The organism is Parabacteroides sp. AM58-2XD, assembly GCF_003463685.1.
GTDB lineage: Bacteria > Bacteroidota > Bacteroidia > Bacteroidales > Tannerellaceae > Parabacteroides > Parabacteroides segnis.
Window position 1 is genome coordinate 40,988 of sequence record NZ_QSDP01000002.1, and the last position, 16,704, is coordinate 57,691.

The window sequence follows — 16,704 nt, forward strand, 5'->3', positions numbered from 1 at the left end:
TCCCCCTCCTATTGACTCTGACAAAGGTAATATTTTATCCGTAGTTCATAAAGGACTAAGTCACCTTTTGTCTAATTGAAAAATTATATGAAAGACGAACAATCAGAATTGATCATAAAATATCTGCAAGGACAGCTGGATACACAGGGCATGAATGATTTTTATGCCTGGGTGAATGAGAATGCCGAAAATAAAAAGGTATTCTTTGAAATCAAGGCTATCTATGATGCCTGTTACTTCAATGGGATGCAGAATGATCCGAAAGAAAGCTGGGATCGTCTTCAGAAAAAAAGAAAGGTACTTTATCCACGTAAGAAAAGCAGATGGCTGCAATTAGGTAACTATGCAGCAGTTTCTTTTATTACGGTATGCCTTACCTCTTTATTTCTGACTCTTAATAAGGACGAAGACAAAATAGCGACACGATATATCGGTGGAGACGGGTTAGATGCAGATGTTGTTGAATTACCGGACGGGACACATGTTTGTTTGGGATCGAAAACAGTCTTTCATTATGAAAATGATTACGGCAGAAAACAGAGAACCGTTTATCTGGAAGGGGAAGCTTATTTTGAAGTCGCAAAAGATAAAGACAAGCCTTTTATTGTAAAGACTAGAGAACAGGATATAGAAGCCCTTGGAACGAAATTTAATGTTACGGCCTACGCTTCCGATTCACTACTCATCACAACTTTACTGGATGGAGCAGTTCGTTTGAAGACAGAGAACATTCTGCATCAAACCATACTGAAACCCAATCAGCAGTTTATTTACAACCGGAATACACATGCTATCGATGTAAGAAATGTGGATGCCAAACAATTCACTTCCTGGACAACCGGCTATTATTATTTTCCGGAACAAAGCCTGGAAGCCATACTTTACCGGCTAAGTCATGTTTACGGAGTTCGATTTACCGTCAAGTCCGAAGCACTGAACAAACGAACTTTTACCGGAACTTTTTACCGGGGACAAAGTATAAAAGATATCATGGAAATTGTCAATCTTTCTATTCCAATCAAATACAAGATTGACGACCGTCATATAACCGTTTCTGAAATATAAATAATAGCTAATCTTAAAAATGTATTAATATGAGCGAGTAAAGAGGTAAAAAGAAAAGAAGAGAAAATCTTGCCGGATTCTCTCTTCTAAAACGTGTGATTCAATTAAACTCCCATTGCCGTGGGATTATGTTTAATCTTAAAACATTCAAAAGTATGAATAATCAACGTATAGTTGTTTCTGTAAATCTGAAAAGAACTATAAAAATTATGAAATTAACCGTCTTAATGCTAACCGTTTGCTTGTCGCAAATGGTCGCCGCAACTTATGCGCAAACAACAAAACTAAATGTTTCCGCCAAAGAGGAGACATTAGAAAATGTGTTGAAACAAATAGAAAAACAATCAGAGTTCTTGTTTTTCTATAATCTGGAAGAGGTCAATAAAAACGAAAAGATCTCGATCAGAAAAAAGAATGCCAATATCCAGGACGTTTTGGATGCCATTGCCACCAAAACAGGCTTGAGATATACGATCAAAGACCGTCACATTGTGCTGACTACAGAACATGTTTCAAATGCTGCCATTTCACAACAATCACAGAAGGTAACAGGTGTTGTCAGTGATCTTATGGGACCGGTTGCCGGAGCCAACGTGATTCAAAAAGGAACAACAAATGGTACGACTACCGATCTTGACGGTCAATTCTCTATCGAGGTGCCTGCCAATGCAACATTGCTGATTTCTTTTATTGGCTATATTCCACAGGATATTGCCGTAAAAGGACAGAGTGTTATTAATGTAACATTGAAAGAAGATTCACAGGCGCTGGAAGAAGTTGTCGTTGTCGGTTACGGTACGATGAAGAAAAAAGACCTGACAGGCGCTGTTGCTTCTGTTAAAATGGACGATGCCCCCGTCGGTACGGTTTCAACCATCAGTCATGCGCTGGCTGGTAAGGCTGCCGGTTTGCAGGTAAGTACGATCAGTGCACAGCCGGGAGGTCAGTCTACTTTCCGTATCCGCGGTGCTGCCTCTTCAGACAAGGCAGGGAATGATCCGCTGATCATTATCGATGGTTTTCCAGTGAGCGATCCGGGATCGTTGGACAGCGGAAACCAATATAAGGATGGAAATAAGGATAATATCCTGTCTTCAATTAACCCGAACGATATAGAATCTATCGAAGTACTGAAGGATGCAAGTTCTACTGCTATCTATGGTGCACGTGCCGGTAACGGTGTGATTATCGTAACGACGAAACGAGGTAAAAGCGGTGCGGCAAAAGTACAGTATTCCGGTTCTGCATCTGTTCAAGATATTTCAAAGTCTTATGAAATGTTGGATGCTCCAGGCTTTATGCAAGCGACAAACGATTACAGAAAAGAGCTTTGGCTGCGTACGAATGGTGTGGGCATTTATGGTGGTAAATCCGAATCAGAAGTGTCTTCACCTTTTGTTCCGGATTATACTGCTGAACAAATTGCCAATCCTGCACATAACACAAATTGGTTTGACGAAATCTCCCGATTGGGATTCCAAACTTCACATAATTTATCCATTACCGGCGGTAATGAGAATACGAAGTATCTGGTTTCCGGTAACTATTTCAAACAAGACGGTGTAATTAAAAATAATGCCATGGAGCGTTATTCTGCACGTGTAAATCTGGATCAGAAACTGAGTAAATATGTAAAGATGGGAGTAAACCTGAATGTATCCCGTAACCAATATGATAATATTCCTCTGGGAAATGGGCAGAATGAAAATGCAGGTATCCTGGTTTCGGCCGCTCAGTTTAATCCAACATTGCCTGTACGCGATGAAAACGGTGAATACTCAATGAATCAGGACGCCTCTTTCCTTCCCAACCCAGTTTCTTTATTGGATATTACAGATAAGACAACTAAAGAAAGATTACTAGGTACGGTCTTCTTTGAAGTTCGTCCGATTCAGGATTTATTGTTGAAAGCTAATTTCGGTATCGACCGTAACTATCAGAAACGTAAACAATACATGCCTACTACAACGTTGTACGGAGCAAGAGAAAATGGTTCAGGTTATATAGCACAGGCTGACAACTCAGACTATCTGATGGAATTAACAGCTAACTATACTAAACAATTTGGTGATCATAATTTAAATGCATTGGTTGGTCATTCTTATCAGTTGTTTGATTATGAATTTCTGTCAGGAAAGAGCAATGACTTCATTACAGATGGTTTCTTATATAATAACCTGGGAGCAGGCAATGCAAAACGTCCGACTGTAGGTTCAAGTGCAACAAAATCACGCATGGCCTCATTTTTTGGTCGCGTGAACTATTCATTCAAAGATCGTTATTTATTGACTGCCACTCTTCGTGCCGATGGTTCCTCTAACTTTGCAGACGGAAACCGCTGGGGGTATTTTCCTTCTGTTGCTGCCGGATGGAGATTCACGGAAGAAGAATTCCTGAAGCCTTTGACAAATATCTTATCAAACGGTAAATTACGTTTGAGCTATGGTGAAACAGGTAATGCCAATGTGGGTGACAAAGCATATAGCTACTATAAAGTGGGTAATAATAACTTCTTTGGCGGTAGTGCAGTCAATGGTGTTTACCTGGATCAGATGGGTAACAATGAACTTACCTGGGAAACGACACGTGAATGGAACCTTGGTCTGGATTTAGGTTTTCTGAACGGTCGTATTAATGTAACAGCTGAATATTTCCACAAAGTAATATCAGACCTGTTAAACGAACGGACTCTGTTATCTTACAACGAAGTGAATAAAATTATAGCTAACGTAGGTAAAACTCAAAGCCAGGGTTTTGAATTCACACTCAATACAACCAATATCAGGAACAAAAATTTTGAATGGACTTCCGATCTGACATTCTCTTTATACCGGGACAAATGGAAAGAACGCGATCCGAACTGGAAGCCGAGTGCATACAGCGAATACAACGGTTATATCCGTTCTTATGCCGGTTATCTGTCAGATGGTCTGGTACAACCGGGTGAAAAGATCGACCATATGCCAGGAGCTCTTCCCGGACAGGTAAAAATTAAAGATATCAACGGATATGTTTACAATGAAGACGGTTCGATTAAAGTTGATGAACACGGTATTCCAATGAAGACCGGTAAACCTGACGGCAAACTGGATGATGCTGATAAAGTGATTTATGGTTCTGCCGACCCTGGGTATCTGTTTGGTTTTAACAATACATTCCGTTATAAAAACTTTGACCTGAATGTCTATTTCTACGGACAATTTGATAAATTATCAGCCGGTAGCTATAAGAAAACCTGGATTAGTAATAACGTCAATGACTTACGCCGTGGTTACAACCAACCGGTTTCAGTAGGTGATATCTGGAGTTCAACGAATCCTAACGGCACATTGCCTGGTTATTTCCAAACTGAAAGCGCTTACGGAACGGGTGATTATTATTACGAAAAGACCTGGTTTATCCGTTGTCGCAATATTACGTTAGGCTATAATATACCGATCAAGACCAGCAAGCACATCTTGTCTAATGTTCGCGTATATTTTGATGTGAACAACCCGTTTGTTATCACACCGTATACAGGACTTGACCCGGAAACCGACATTTCAAGTTCAGAAAGTACTCCTTCAAGTCTGCAATGGGCTTATCCGAATGTCCGTACTTACAGCTTTGGTTTGGATATTACATTCTAATTTATTAATCAATAAAAGAAGATATAAGATCATGAAGAAATTATTATATACATTAATGTGCTGCTGTACATTAATCTCATGTACTGATCTGGAGCCGGAAAGATATGATGCCATCAACCCCGGATTTTTCCCGAAAACAGAGAATGATGCGGAAGCATTGATCACAGGCGGAGTTTACGCTCCTTTTCGTTGCGATAACTATAGTGGTATCTTTAACGTGGCAAACGGTGTACAGATTATCGGAGATATGTCCACCGATCTGGCCGTTTGCTGTTGGGTAAATGATTCATGGATTCCTTTGACTAGTCACAACTGGACACCCAATCACCAGTATTCGACAATAAACTACACCAATTATGCCAAATATCTGGGGACAATGACATTGACGCTTGAACGCATTTCCGGTGTGGAAATGGCAGACGATGTGAAAGCACGCATGAATGCTGAAATCCATATGGGACGTGGTTGGCTAGCCTTCCTCTTATACGATTTCTATGGTCCCATGCCAATACCTACACTTGAACAGCTGAATAACCCGTTGGCAGAAGAGATCATTCCCCGGGCAAGCCAGGAAGAAATGACAACATTTATCGAAACAGAATTAAAATCAGCACTGGAAGGCCTTCCTACCCGCGCTTCTGCATTCGGACGTTTTGATAAAGGTCTGGCATATACAGTCCTGATGAAATTCTACATGCACGAAAAGAACTGGGCAAAAGCTGTTGAATGTGGCCGTGAGTTGATGAAAGCCGACTACGGATACGGATTAATGGATTCCTACCTGTCTATTTTCACCCTGGAAAACGAACAGAATAAAGAAATCATCTTTGCCTGCACCGAAGAAAGAGGTACTCAACTGGAGTTATGGCACGACCATTGCCTGCCGGGTAACTATCCCTGTAAGAACAATTCTATCCAGCGTTGGGACGGCTTCAAAGTTCCCTGGCCCTTCTATCACACATTTGACAAGAACGATGATCGTCTTTCCGTATTGGTCGGCGAATATATAGGCAATGACGGCGTGTTGTTCAATGAAGAATCTGATATTATAAAACATGGTAATACCTATTCAGGCGCAGTTCCTGTGAAATATGGCGAAGATCCGGAATCAACAGGTGACGGCAGCCAGATCGATTGGATCGTTTATCGCTACGCAGATGTGCTGACTTTGCTTTCAGAAGCAATCGTCCGCCAGGGAAATTCGGTAACACAAGAAGCTGTCGATTTGTTAAATCAGATACGTGTACGTGCTAAATTGTCTCCATATGCTATGGGAGACATAAAAGGCGTCGACGATTTCCTGGATAAGATGCTTCAGGAACGCGGCCACGAATTTTGGTGGGAAGGGAATCGCCGTGCAGACCTGATTCGACATGGTAAATTCATCCAGAACGCGATCGACCGTGGTTCAACAACGACGAAACCCGAATTTGTTCTCTTCCCGTTGCCACAGGCTGTCATCAACGAAGGGAAAGGAATTATTATCCAGAACCCCGGATATTAATTCGTTCCCCCAAAGAAAGAAACTATATTTGCATTTTAAGAAAAGGCCGCTTTAAACTGCGGCCTTTTTCTCTGATAAAACTGAATATCATGAAACACTTGTTTTACACATTTATTTCCGGTTTACTTCTAATAGGTAATATACAGTCTTCCAATGCTCAGGATTATCCGCCTAACCCATTGGAAAAAGAAGGATACCGCTTAATTTTCCATGATGAATTTGATGGTGAAGAAATTAATACGGATAAATGGATTCCGGAGTATCTGCCGTCATGGCCCAAAGACAGATCTGTTTGTGCCCCGACTTATGAAATGAAAAATGGCATTATCAGACTTATCATTGACAAGAACTCAAAAAATGAATTTGATAAAGGGATGCATATATCAGGTTTCATGAGTGCCAGTCGTACTGGCCTGCATCACTATGACCCAAAGAAAAAAGCACTTCACCAGATAAAAACGGAAGCGACTCAAGTCAATCAGTACGGATATTACGAAATGCGTGCAAAGATGCAGGATGGCGGAGGTGTTCATTGTGCCTGGTGGCTAATCGGTTTCGAGGACGACCCGAATCAAAGTTGTGAGATTGATATATTTGAAATACTGGGAACAGATATCAATCGTATATGGTCTACCGTACATAGCTGGAAAGATTCTACCATCCAGTATCACACCGAACATCCGTGGTTTGCCAATAAAAAACTAGCCGAAGAGTTTCATATATATGGCTTCGACTGGACACCGGAAGGTGTCACCGTTTATGTCGACGGAATACAAGTAATGAAACACAAAGCAGCGATTACCTATCCGCTCATCCAAATCATTTCTTTCTATGATAACCGGAATGCCAAAGATGGCTGGACAGGCACTTATGATCCAACCATTCCCTATCCTAAAAGTTTTGATATCGACTACATTCGTATGTACAAAAAAATACCGGAAGGATACAAGAGCATTCCGGAGAATGATTTGCGCATTACCTCTATCGAACCAGCTTGTTTACAAGTTGCCGAAGGGAAAGCGACTTTACGGAATATTGACGGACACATTACCCGCGAATTGTTATATACACCTTCGTTTGTCAATGTACATTATAATGACGGTACTACAACTCAACAGTTTGTAGAATGGGAACCTTTAAATGAGGAAGCCTTTGAAAAAGTCCAAAAAGAAGGAACTGTTATTGTCGACGGCCAGATCAAAGGATTACCGGAGTCATTATTGAAAGGGCAAAAAGCTACGTTAATCATCACTATCAAATAAGATTAATTCTATGAAAATTATTCATCTCTTATGTTTACTATTCATCGCGGTGATAGCCAAAGCTGCATCACCCGTCGAAGCTTTGTTGGAACGCATTGACAAAGGAGCTTCCGATAAATTCATTATCGAACAGATCAAATCTCCGGTCAACTTTTTCGAACTGGATCAGAAAGGAAACAAAGTCGTCATCCGTGGAAATAACCCAGTAAATATAGCGGCAGGATTAAACTGGTATCTGAAATATCATGCCGGAATCCATCTTTCCTGGAATGGCATGCAGGCTAAGCTTCCGAAAGTATTACCGGCCGTCACCCAAAAAGTACGTCATGAAACAGACATGAAATATCGCTACGATTTCAATTATTGCACCTATTCGTATACTATGGCTTTCTGGGATTGGGAACGTTGGGAAAAGGAAATTGACTGGATGGCTCTGCATGGAATCAATCTGCCGCTTGCCATGGTCGGGACGGACGGCGTCTGGTATAATGTACTTAAAAAGTTAGGATACAATAAAGACGAGATCAACGAGTTTATTGCCGGTCCCGGTTTTCAAGCCTGGTGGCTGATGAATAATCTGGAAGGCTGGGGTGGGCCGAATCCCGACAGCTGGTACAAACAGCAGATAACCCTGCAACAGCGTATTGTAAAACGGATGCGCGAATACGGCATTGAACCCGTCTTCCCCGGTTATTCGGGAATGGTTCCTCACAATGCAAAAGAAAAACTGGGACTGAATGTTTCCGACCCCGGACTATGGTGTGGTTACCACCGCCCTGCATTCCTGCAACCGACAGATCCCCGCTTCCAGGAAATAGCCTCCCTGTATTACAAAGAACTGAACAAACTCTACGGCAAAGCTAACTTCTACAGCATGGATCCCTTCCATGAAGGCGGAAGCGTAGCCGGAGTAGACCTGAATGCCGCGGGAAAAGCGATTATGCAGGCCATGAAGAAAAATAATCCGAAAGCCGTATGGGTGGCACAAGCCTGGCAGGCAAATCCACGCTCTCAAATGATTGAGAATCTGAAATCCGGTGATATGATCGTCCTGGACCTGTTTTCCGAAAGCCGCCCGCAGTGGGGTGATCCCGAATCTACCTGGCATCGCAAAGACGGTTTCGGCCAGCACGACTGGATTTATTGCATGTTGCTGAACTACGGTGGCAATGTAGGTCTGCACGGTAAAATAGCGCACGTGATCGACGAATACTATAAAGCCAAAGAAAGCTCTTTCGGCAAAACATTGCGTGGCGTAGGAATGACAATGGAAGGAAGCGAGAATAATCCGGTCATGTTCGAATTGTTGACGGAACTCCCCTGGCGCCCGGTACATTTCGATAAAAATGAATGGCTTAAAAACTATACGATAGCCCGTTACGGAAAAGCGAATCCAACCGTGCAGGAGGCATGGATTCTCCTGAGCAATTCCATTTATAATTGTCCGCCGGAAAATACGCAACAGGGCACTCACGAATCTATTTTCTGTGCCCGCCCTTCCGATCACCCTTATCTGGTATCGAGTTGGTCTGAAATGAGTGACTATTACAATCCGAATGACGTTATTCGTGCCGCAGCCATGATGGTTTCCGTAGCTGACCAGTTTACAGGTAATAATAATTTCGAATACGATCTGGTAGACATCGTCCGCCAGGCCATTGCTGAAAAAGGTCGTTTGGTCGAAAAAGTAGTGGAAGCCTCCTTTGCCTCCGGTGATAAACAGCTTTACAATACAGCCACCAACCGTTTTCTGCAACTTCTTCTGTTACAGGATGAGTTACTGGGAACCCGTCCGGAATTTAAAGTCGGAAACTGGATCGCCCGGGCCCGTTCTCTCGGAAATACCCCGGAAGAAAAAGACCTGTATGAATGGAATGCCCGTGTACAGATCACGACCTGGGGGAACCGCAACGCTGCCGATAAAGGCGGTTTGCGTGATTATGCCCATAAAGAATGGAACGGTATCCTGAAAGACTTCTATTACATGAGATGGAAAACATGGTTCGACTATCAGAACGAATTACTGGATGGCAAAAAGCCAGCAGCAATCGATTTCTACACATTGGAAGAGCCCTGGACAAAATTGACGGATTCTTATTCATCCGAACCGGAAGGCGATTGTATTTCGACTGTAAAACGTATATTTGTAGAAGTATTTGAACAATAACTTGAAGATAACACTATGAATCTCAAAAAAATCTGTCTTTTCTTGCTTCTCCTGGTAATAACTTCCCCTTGTTGGGCCGGAAGTAAATATGAATCTAAAATCAGTTCTCTAGAAGGAGAGAAATGGTGGGGAGGTATGGTTGGATTAGGCTCTCAAATGCCGTTCAAGAACAATATGCGGTTGTTCGACCTGTCTGCCGAGAATCTGAACAATCAGAATGTACCTCTTCTTCTTTCTTCGGAAGGCCGCTACATCTGGAGTGACAAACCTTTCTCTTTCAAGATAGAGGGCGGAAACCTACATTTGTTCTCAGACTATGAAAGCCTGGAACCTGTGTTGGCAGGGAATACGTTGAAAGACGCTTATATGGCAGCCTCTACCAAATATTTTCCTCCTTCCGGGCAGTTACCGGATTCTTTGTTCTTTTCAATGCCGCAATATAATACTTGGATTGAACTGATGTACAATCAGAATCAGGATGATATATTGAAATATGCAGATAACATAATGAAGAATAACTTCCCGGTGGGTGTTTTCATGGTGGACGATAACTGGCAGAAGCATTACGGTAATTTTGATTTCAAACCGGAGCGTTTCCCCGATCCGAAAGGTATGATCGACCAATTGCATAAAGACGGATTCCGCATTATGTTATGGATTTGCCCGTTTGTCAGTCCGGATAGTCCTGAATTCCGTGAATTGCAACAGAAAGGCTATCTGATCAAAAAGAAAGGAACTAAACAGGCTGCAATCATCCCCTGGTGGAACGGGTATAGCGCTTGTTATGATTTAAGTAACCCTGCCGCAGCCGAACACTTGAAAAAACAATTGCGCAATATGCAGGAGCAATACGGAGTAGACGGTTTCAAATTTGACGCCGGTGATATCAGTCATTACAACGATCCGACTCTGGAGTTCTATGACAAAGCTGCCACCTCAGTGGATATGTGCGAATACTGGGCTAAGATCGGATTGGATTTCCCATTTAATGAATACCGTGCCGGTTGGAAAATGGGCGGTCAGGCTTTAGTACAACGTCTGGGAGATAAGGATTATTCCTGGAATGCAGTAGGACTCCTGATTCCTGATATGATTGCTGCCGGGTTATTAGGATATGCTTATGCCTGTCCCGACATGATCGGCGGAGGCCAGTTCGGTTCTTTCCTGGGAGTAGACCAGACAAAGCTGGACCAGGAGTTGATCGTTCGTTCCTGCCAGGTTCACACATTAATGCCTATGATGCAGTTTTCTGTAGCTCCCTGGCGTATTCTCGATGAAAAACATCTGGCTATTTGCCGTGAATATGCCCACTTACATGAGAAAATGGGTAGTTATATCCTGGAACAAGCCCGCAGGTCCGCACAAACAGGTGAGCCTATTCTCCGCCATATGGAATATGCGTTCCCCCATCAGGGATTCGTGGATTGTAAAGACCAGTTTATGCTGGGAGATAAATATTTGGTAGCTCCAATCCTGACCAAAGAACATACTCGTAAAGTAATGTTACCCAAAGGGCAATGGAGGGACGATACAGGCAAGAAATTTCGTGGACCGAAAACAATAGAGGTGGAGGCTCCGCTGGAGAGATTGCCTTGGTTTGAGAAGATCAAATAAAAGGTCTCGAAAACAATTACTATCCACAATGTCTCGCAGATCAAATTGATTAATAAAGTAAATAAGTTTGATCTGCGAGACATTGTATGTTGTATGTATATCATCCGTATTTCCTTATCCCGAATTTCAATCTTTCCAGAGTTATTTAAAATCTATTACATTAAACTCTTTAATAGATGGCGGAGCAATAGCTTTCGTAATTTCCAACCGGATTTTAGCAGCATGATACGATTGCGGGAAACGTATCACCTTACAATCTCCCATCGATTCATTATCTGTATATATCATTTTCCACTCGCCATCCTGCAAAATCGATATATTATACTCTTGTATCCGGTTCGTACGAATATTGGAGAAACCATCACTTGCATATTGTTCATCTTGATACTCAAAAATCGATATTTTATTAAACGACTTTTTCTCATCCAATTCTATAGTCAGAGTTGCTAACGTATCAGCAGCAGCCCAACGAGTTTGCATTCCTCCGTCAACAGCCATGGATGCTCCATATTTATCTTCGTCATTTTCATAAACGGAAGTTACATAAGCCGAGGCATTCATGGAAATGAATCGTCCATTGGTCGGAAGGGGTTTATTCAGACTCAAACCTAATCTGTGTCCCAAATTAATAATCGCATTGGCTTCATGTTCTCTTATACGTCCTGTTTGGTCAGGAGGTATATTCATTACTAACGTATTTCCATTATCCGTGCACCAATAAAATAACTCTTCCAACTCATCCAAGTCTCGTGTAGGTTGTGGAACCTTTTTCCCAAACCAAGACCAATACTTACTAATACAAATAGTATGTTCAAACGGAACATAATAAGATTTGCCTTTATGCAAATATTGTTTCTTGTCACTTTTATGTGCAACCTTCGGATCCCACAGACGGAAATCACTCGGAAAATATTGGAAGAAGTATTTATTATCAACAATCATGGAATCAGGTAATGCAAATTTCCGTTCATTCACTTTGAGAACAATAGTATGATTGACTCCAACAGCACAATGCGGCTGCAATTTTTTCACTAAGTCATAAACACGCGGTAGATTCCAGTCTTTTTCTTTCCGATCCCATCCTCCGTCAAACCACAGTTCGCAGACCGGACCGTAATTGGTAAGCAGTTCTGTCAGTTGATTACACATGTAATCAACATATTTTTCAGGGTCTTTCTCTTTATAAGAAGGATCCTTCCTGTCCCACAAAGAGTAATAGATGGCAAACTCCAAACCATATTTTTTACAAGCTTTGGAAACTTCAGCTACTACATCTGTTTTTACTGGTGAAGAAGCGACATCATAGTCCGTATATTTACTATCCCAAAGACAAAACCCTTCGTGATGTTTGGTTGTAAGCAGCACATACCGGAAACCGGCATCATGGGCGACACGCACCCATTGATCACAGTCCAGCTTTGTCGGATTGTATTTTTCGACAGGAATGGAACCATCCGACCACTCTGTTTCACCAAACGTATTTATTCCAAAATGGATAAACATACCGTATCCTCGTTCTACCATTTTTTGTTGAGTCTGATTGGGCTGATTAGAGGGCACGATTTTCTGACCATAGCCACATCGAGCGATGAACAAGAAAGTGATAAAAAGAAGTATTGATTTCATTGATTTCATTTACAATTTAAATTGAATGAAGAAATATTGTACTGGTAGGTGCATTCAACCGAACAGGCGTACGTCTGTCGATCGAACAGGAAGGCTCCTGCCGACCTGACAGGTCGGCGGGTACGCGGGCTATAACTGTTTTAGGGTCGTTTTGTGTCAAACGGCGAGTGACCGGAGCGGCAGCGCTTTTGCCATCCGTATTAACAAAAAAGATACCAACCCCATCTGCATCACCTACAACACGGATTTTCTCACCATTGATCAAGATATCATCGCCCGGAGTAATCGAGCCATCAGTCAGACCTGTAGCCGTATCCGTTACCAAACCGATACGTCCTGTCGACTCCTTCACACCCAATACTTCCACGCCTACCACCGAAAGCGCCTGGCGTAGTTCTGCCGAAGGGATTATGCTGACTGTAGTTTTATGTTTCTCCGGATCAAATTTTTCGGTCGAACTATTCCACACACCGGTCACGCTCGGCGTGTACTGGCAAACCCCGGTCAATACACTGCTGCCTTCCTGTAACATTTCACGGATAATACGGTCATGTTGGTTGAAAACTGACAACAATGTATCGTATTTGATTTCAGAGCCTTCCCCGATAATACGTTTCGCAATATCTTCGTTGTGGGATGTTTTTCCTACGATAGATACCTCTGCCGTGTAATCATTTTCTACGTCTTTGGTAAGCAGGTTCAAATTCAACCATACTTTCCAGAATTTTGTGAATGCACTCATGATATTTTAATTTAAGACACGACGACATACCGTGTCGGTTAGATTGTATTTTTTAGTATTTCACAAAAGTAATCTCCGATAACAATGGGCTATTGTCATACTCAATAACAGTCAGTCTATACTTCTGAGCCTTCACATCCGGAAAGGAGGCATGAAAATTTACGCCCATTTTTCCACCTTTGACTATTTCAGTCCACTTACCCTTTACAAAAGCTTCGATTTTGAACTTCCTTATATCTTGGTAAAATTCTCCACAAATAACTTTGTTAAAAGTTTCCGGTCTACTAAAGTCCAGTTCAATCCATTTCTCCGGATCATTTTTATCAAACTTCCATTGCGTATGCAAATTAGCATCAACCACGTTGGATGCACCATATTTCGAACTTTCTTCGCTTGATGCCACAACTGTCACATTCATTTGTACTTTCCGCAGTTCTGGCAATTCTTCGAGATCTTTATCCGGCAAATGAACCAACTTTCCTATTTCAGCCAATTGCTTGATTACATTTTCATCAAGCAATCCTTTGTCATTAGGCGCGACGTTCAATAAGTAATTCGAATAATGGCTATTAGCAAAATTCAGTTCCTTAATTACTACATCAACCGGTTTCAAAGGATCTTTTTCAAATCCAGGTTCCCAAAACCAAGCTTGTTGCAGAGTGGGACCCTGTTGAGAAGGTATCACATTGTCGTAAGGGCAATGCTGCCCATGCGTTGCTTCATAGTGTACGACTTCAGTTTGCGAAAGGGATGTATTACAACTATGATTAATAACCAAACATTTGGGTTGAATAGAATGAATATGGTCCGCCAAAGTATCGAACGGTAATTCTTCAAACGTCGGTCCTCCCCATTTTGAACCCCAGCCATCAATAACTATACAAATAATCTCGCCATAATTCGTTAATAGCTCGGTCAACTACTTTTTCATAAAAGCAATATTTTCAGTATTAATATTCCCTTTGTTAATATCCTGATGCCAATCCATTACTGAAAAATACAAACCTATCTTTATATTTTCAGCTCGGAATGCATCCACATATTGGCGAACAATATCTGTTTTATAGTCAGAGCTGGCGATATCATAAGCAGAAGTCGTCGTATTCCACAAGCAAAAGCCATCATGATGTTTAGCAGTTAATACAGCATATTTCATTCCTGCCGATTTTGCAGCTTTTGCCCATTGCTTACAATCAAGATGAGTCGGCTTGAATGACTTCGGATCATGAAACGGATATGCCCATTGCTCTTGATGATACGTTCCCATATTATAATGAATGAACATCCCATATCGCAAATTCAAAAAATCAATAATTGCTTGTTTATCAGACAGGGCATTATTTCCCCACGCATTTAAAGGGTTCATGCATCCCCATAAAAACAATGCACCTAATGTAATCCAAAACTTCACTTTGTCCATATTTATTGACATATTAAAAGATCAGGGAGATTAAACTCTGAAAACATCTCCATAGTTTATATCCCTGATCTCTATCATGAATTTAGTTATAATACTGTTTTACGTTATTAAAATTCCCATCAATTATATCCGGGATTCTGCTTCAATGAACCTTTCGATAAATCTATTTCTGTAAGAGGAATAGCCCATAAATAATTTTTGTTCGGATCAAAATCACGTGTATCAACCAGCACTTCTTCTCCACTGCTGGTCATTCCATAAACAGGCTTTTTGACGCACTGTTCAGTCGTTCTCCAACTACGTGTATCAAACATATGCAATCCTTCAAAAGCAAATTCTACTCTCTTCTCATGACGAATCGCTTCCCGCATTTGATCTTTACTTAGCCCAACAAGCAAAGGAGGCATATTCACTCGTTCACGTATACGGTTGACAGCCTCGTAAACGCTTGCGTCCGGACCATTAAGTTCATTTTGGGCATCGGCATAGATCGCCAATATTTCAGCATAACGGAACAAGATAAAATTCAATCTTCCCGGGAACGCATTCCCTTTGTTACTAGCATCAATATATTTACGTAACGAATATCCGGTTCTCGTAGCATTCCCATTACCCAAAACTCCTTCCGTACTGTAAATTTGCCCTCCTAATTCAGCTCCATGCCACAAAATCGAGTGAGCCAAACGCGGATCTCTGTTTTCAAACGGTTTTTCTGGATTGTATAGTTCCGACTCTTCTATGGGTTTACCATCGACACATTCATACTCGTCAACCAAATCTTGCGACGGAGACAGACCTTCCCATCCTCCCATCATTCCTGGAGAAAAATACAAATCAATATTACTACCAACAACATAGTCTTTAGCCTCGTCCATGAACTGAATGTCAAGAATAACCTCCGAATTATTTTCGTGCTCAGGAGCAAACAATCCTGCATAATCATCAAACAGGTCGTATACGCCAAGTTCCATCACCTCTTTTGATGCCGAAACAGCATTGTCATATTTTTTCATAAAGTAACTAAGGTGTGCTTTTAAAGCGATAGCTGCACCTTTATTCACTCGCCCGACTTCTGTATTTTTCGAACGAGTCAACGGTAATTTTTCACTCGCTTTATTACATTCATCCATCACAAAATTATATACTTCTTCTTCTGTGTTACGGGCAGGAATAGGTTCATTCAACTCTAGAGCATGAGTCAATATAGGTACCCCTCCATAATATTTTAACAATGTTGCATGGAAATAAGCTCTTAGAAATTCTACTTCACCAATCAAAACCTGCTTTTTGTCTTTATTCATTTCCACACCATCGATATTATCCAGAAAAATATTACAACGGCGTATACCCCGATAAAGCTGTTGCCACAACTGTTTAAAATGACCGGTTGAAGCTGTAGCCGTACCAGATGATATATTTCCCTGGTCTGCAAACACATGCACAGGGATAGCATTATCCGTATACCCGTCAGTCATAATAATAAAATTCGCTGGTTCCGGGAAATAACGGTAAATAGACGTCGTGTATTTTACAGCATCATCTTCTATTTTCCAAAAAGACTCATCCGACAATTGATCTTGAGGAATTCTTTCAAGAAAATCATCATTACAAGACATTAAGAATAACGACAATATAAGTGTTAATGATAAATATTTCAGTTTCATAATATACTCTT

10 protein-coding genes and 1 pseudogene are annotated in these 16,704 nt (G+C 41.4%); 6 read left to right on the forward strand and 5 right to left on the reverse strand.

The window, feature by feature from the left end; all coding sequences use genetic code 11:
• Nucleotides 1-87 precede the first annotated feature (87 nt).
• From DXA15_RS00865 to DXA15_RS00890, 6 genes are all read left to right on the forward strand, one after another.
• Nucleotides 88-1,065, forward strand: coding sequence for a FecR family protein (locus DXA15_RS00865; RefSeq protein WP_128132820.1), 978 nt, complete (start codon nt 88-90; stop codon nt 1,063-1,065).
• 155 nt (nt 1,066-1,220) lie between these two features.
• Nucleotides 1,221-4,694: a TonB-dependent receptor gene (locus tag DXA15_RS00870; RefSeq protein WP_128132821.1), complete on the forward strand. Its 3,474-nt coding sequence runs from the start codon at nt 1,221-1,223 to the stop codon at nt 4,692-4,694.
• Between the two features lie 31 nt (nt 4,695-4,725).
• On the forward strand, nt 4,726-6,198 hold the full coding sequence (locus tag DXA15_RS00875; protein ID WP_128132822.1) for a RagB/SusD family nutrient uptake outer membrane protein: 1,473 nt from the start codon (nt 4,726-4,728) through the stop codon (nt 6,196-6,198).
• A gap of 89 nt (nt 6,199-6,287) precedes the next feature.
• Nucleotides 6,288-7,460, forward strand: coding sequence for a family 16 glycosylhydrolase (locus DXA15_RS00880; RefSeq protein ID WP_128132823.1), 1,173 nt, complete (start codon nt 6,288-6,290; stop codon nt 7,458-7,460).
• 10 nt (nt 7,461-7,470) lie between these two features.
• Entirely contained in the window at nt 7,471-9,627 is a 2,157-nt protein-coding gene (locus DXA15_RS00885; RefSeq protein ID WP_128132824.1) for an alpha-N-acetylglucosaminidase, read from the forward strand.
• Nucleotides 9,628-9,642: 15 nt separating this feature from the next.
• Nucleotides 9,643-11,241, forward strand: coding sequence for a glycoside hydrolase family 31 protein (locus DXA15_RS00890; protein WP_128132825.1), 1,599 nt, complete (start codon nt 9,643-9,645; stop codon nt 11,239-11,241).
• Nucleotides 11,242-11,382: 141 nt separating this feature from the next.
• Here DXA15_RS00890 and DXA15_RS00895 read toward each other — a convergent pair whose 3' ends face one another.
• The 5 genes and pseudogenes from DXA15_RS00895 to DXA15_RS00910 form a co-directional block, all read right to left on the reverse strand.
• Nucleotides 11,383-12,867, reverse strand: coding sequence for an alpha-L-fucosidase (locus DXA15_RS00895; RefSeq protein WP_233566621.1), 1,485 nt, complete (start codon nt 12,865-12,867; stop codon nt 11,383-11,385).
• A gap of 16 nt (nt 12,868-12,883) precedes the next feature.
• Nucleotides 12,884-13,609: a DNA-binding domain-containing protein gene (locus DXA15_RS00900; protein ID WP_128132827.1), complete on the reverse strand. Its 726-nt coding sequence runs from the start codon at nt 13,607-13,609 to the stop codon at nt 12,884-12,886.
• 52 nt (nt 13,610-13,661) lie between these two features.
• On the reverse strand, nt 13,662-14,027 hold the full coding sequence (locus DXA15_RS25705) for a discoidin domain-containing protein (protein WP_233566642.1): 366 nt from the start codon (nt 14,025-14,027) through the stop codon (nt 13,662-13,664).
• A gap of 66 nt (nt 14,028-14,093) precedes the next feature.
• Nucleotides 14,094-15,041 (reverse strand): annotated as a pseudogene (locus DXA15_RS25710) (alpha-L-fucosidase); the annotation flags it as partial.
• A 107-nt stretch (nt 15,042-15,148) separates the two neighbouring features.
• Nucleotides 15,149-16,693, reverse strand: a complete 1,545-nt coding sequence (locus DXA15_RS00910; RefSeq protein WP_128132828.1) for a RagB/SusD family nutrient uptake outer membrane protein — start codon at nt 16,691-16,693, stop codon at nt 15,149-15,151.
• Nucleotides 16,694-16,704 lie beyond the last annotated feature (11 nt).

Coding starts and splice junctions, on each gene's coding strand:
- DXA15_RS00895 (WP_233566621.1), bottom strand. CDS start 12,867: ATGAAATCAATACTTCTTTTTATCACTTTCTTGTTCATCGCTCGATGT.
- DXA15_RS00900 (WP_128132827.1), bottom strand. CDS start 13,609: ATGAGTGCATTCACAAAATTCTGGAAAGTATGGTTGAATTTGAACCTG.
- DXA15_RS00910 (WP_128132828.1), bottom strand. CDS start 16,693: ATGAAACTGAAATATTTATCATTAACACTTATATTGTCGTTATTCTTA.
- DXA15_RS00875 (WP_128132822.1), top strand. CDS start 4,726: ATGAAGAAATTATTATATACATTAATGTGCTGCTGTACATTAATCTCA.
- DXA15_RS00890 (WP_128132825.1), top strand. CDS start 9,643: ATGAATCTCAAAAAAATCTGTCTTTTCTTGCTTCTCCTGGTAATAACT.
- DXA15_RS00880 (WP_128132823.1), top strand. CDS start 6,288: ATGAAACACTTGTTTTACACATTTATTTCCGGTTTACTTCTAATAGGT.
- DXA15_RS00885 (WP_128132824.1), top strand. CDS start 7,471: ATGAAAATTATTCATCTCTTATGTTTACTATTCATCGCGGTGATAGCC.
- DXA15_RS00865 (WP_128132820.1), top strand. CDS start 88: ATGAAAGACGAACAATCAGAATTGATCATAAAATATCTGCAAGGACAG.
- DXA15_RS25705 (WP_233566642.1), bottom strand. CDS start 14,027: ATGAATGTGACAGTTGTGGCATCAAGCGAAGAAAGTTCGAAATATGGT.
- DXA15_RS00870 (WP_128132821.1), top strand. CDS start 1,221: ATGAATAATCAACGTATAGTTGTTTCTGTAAATCTGAAAAGAACTATA.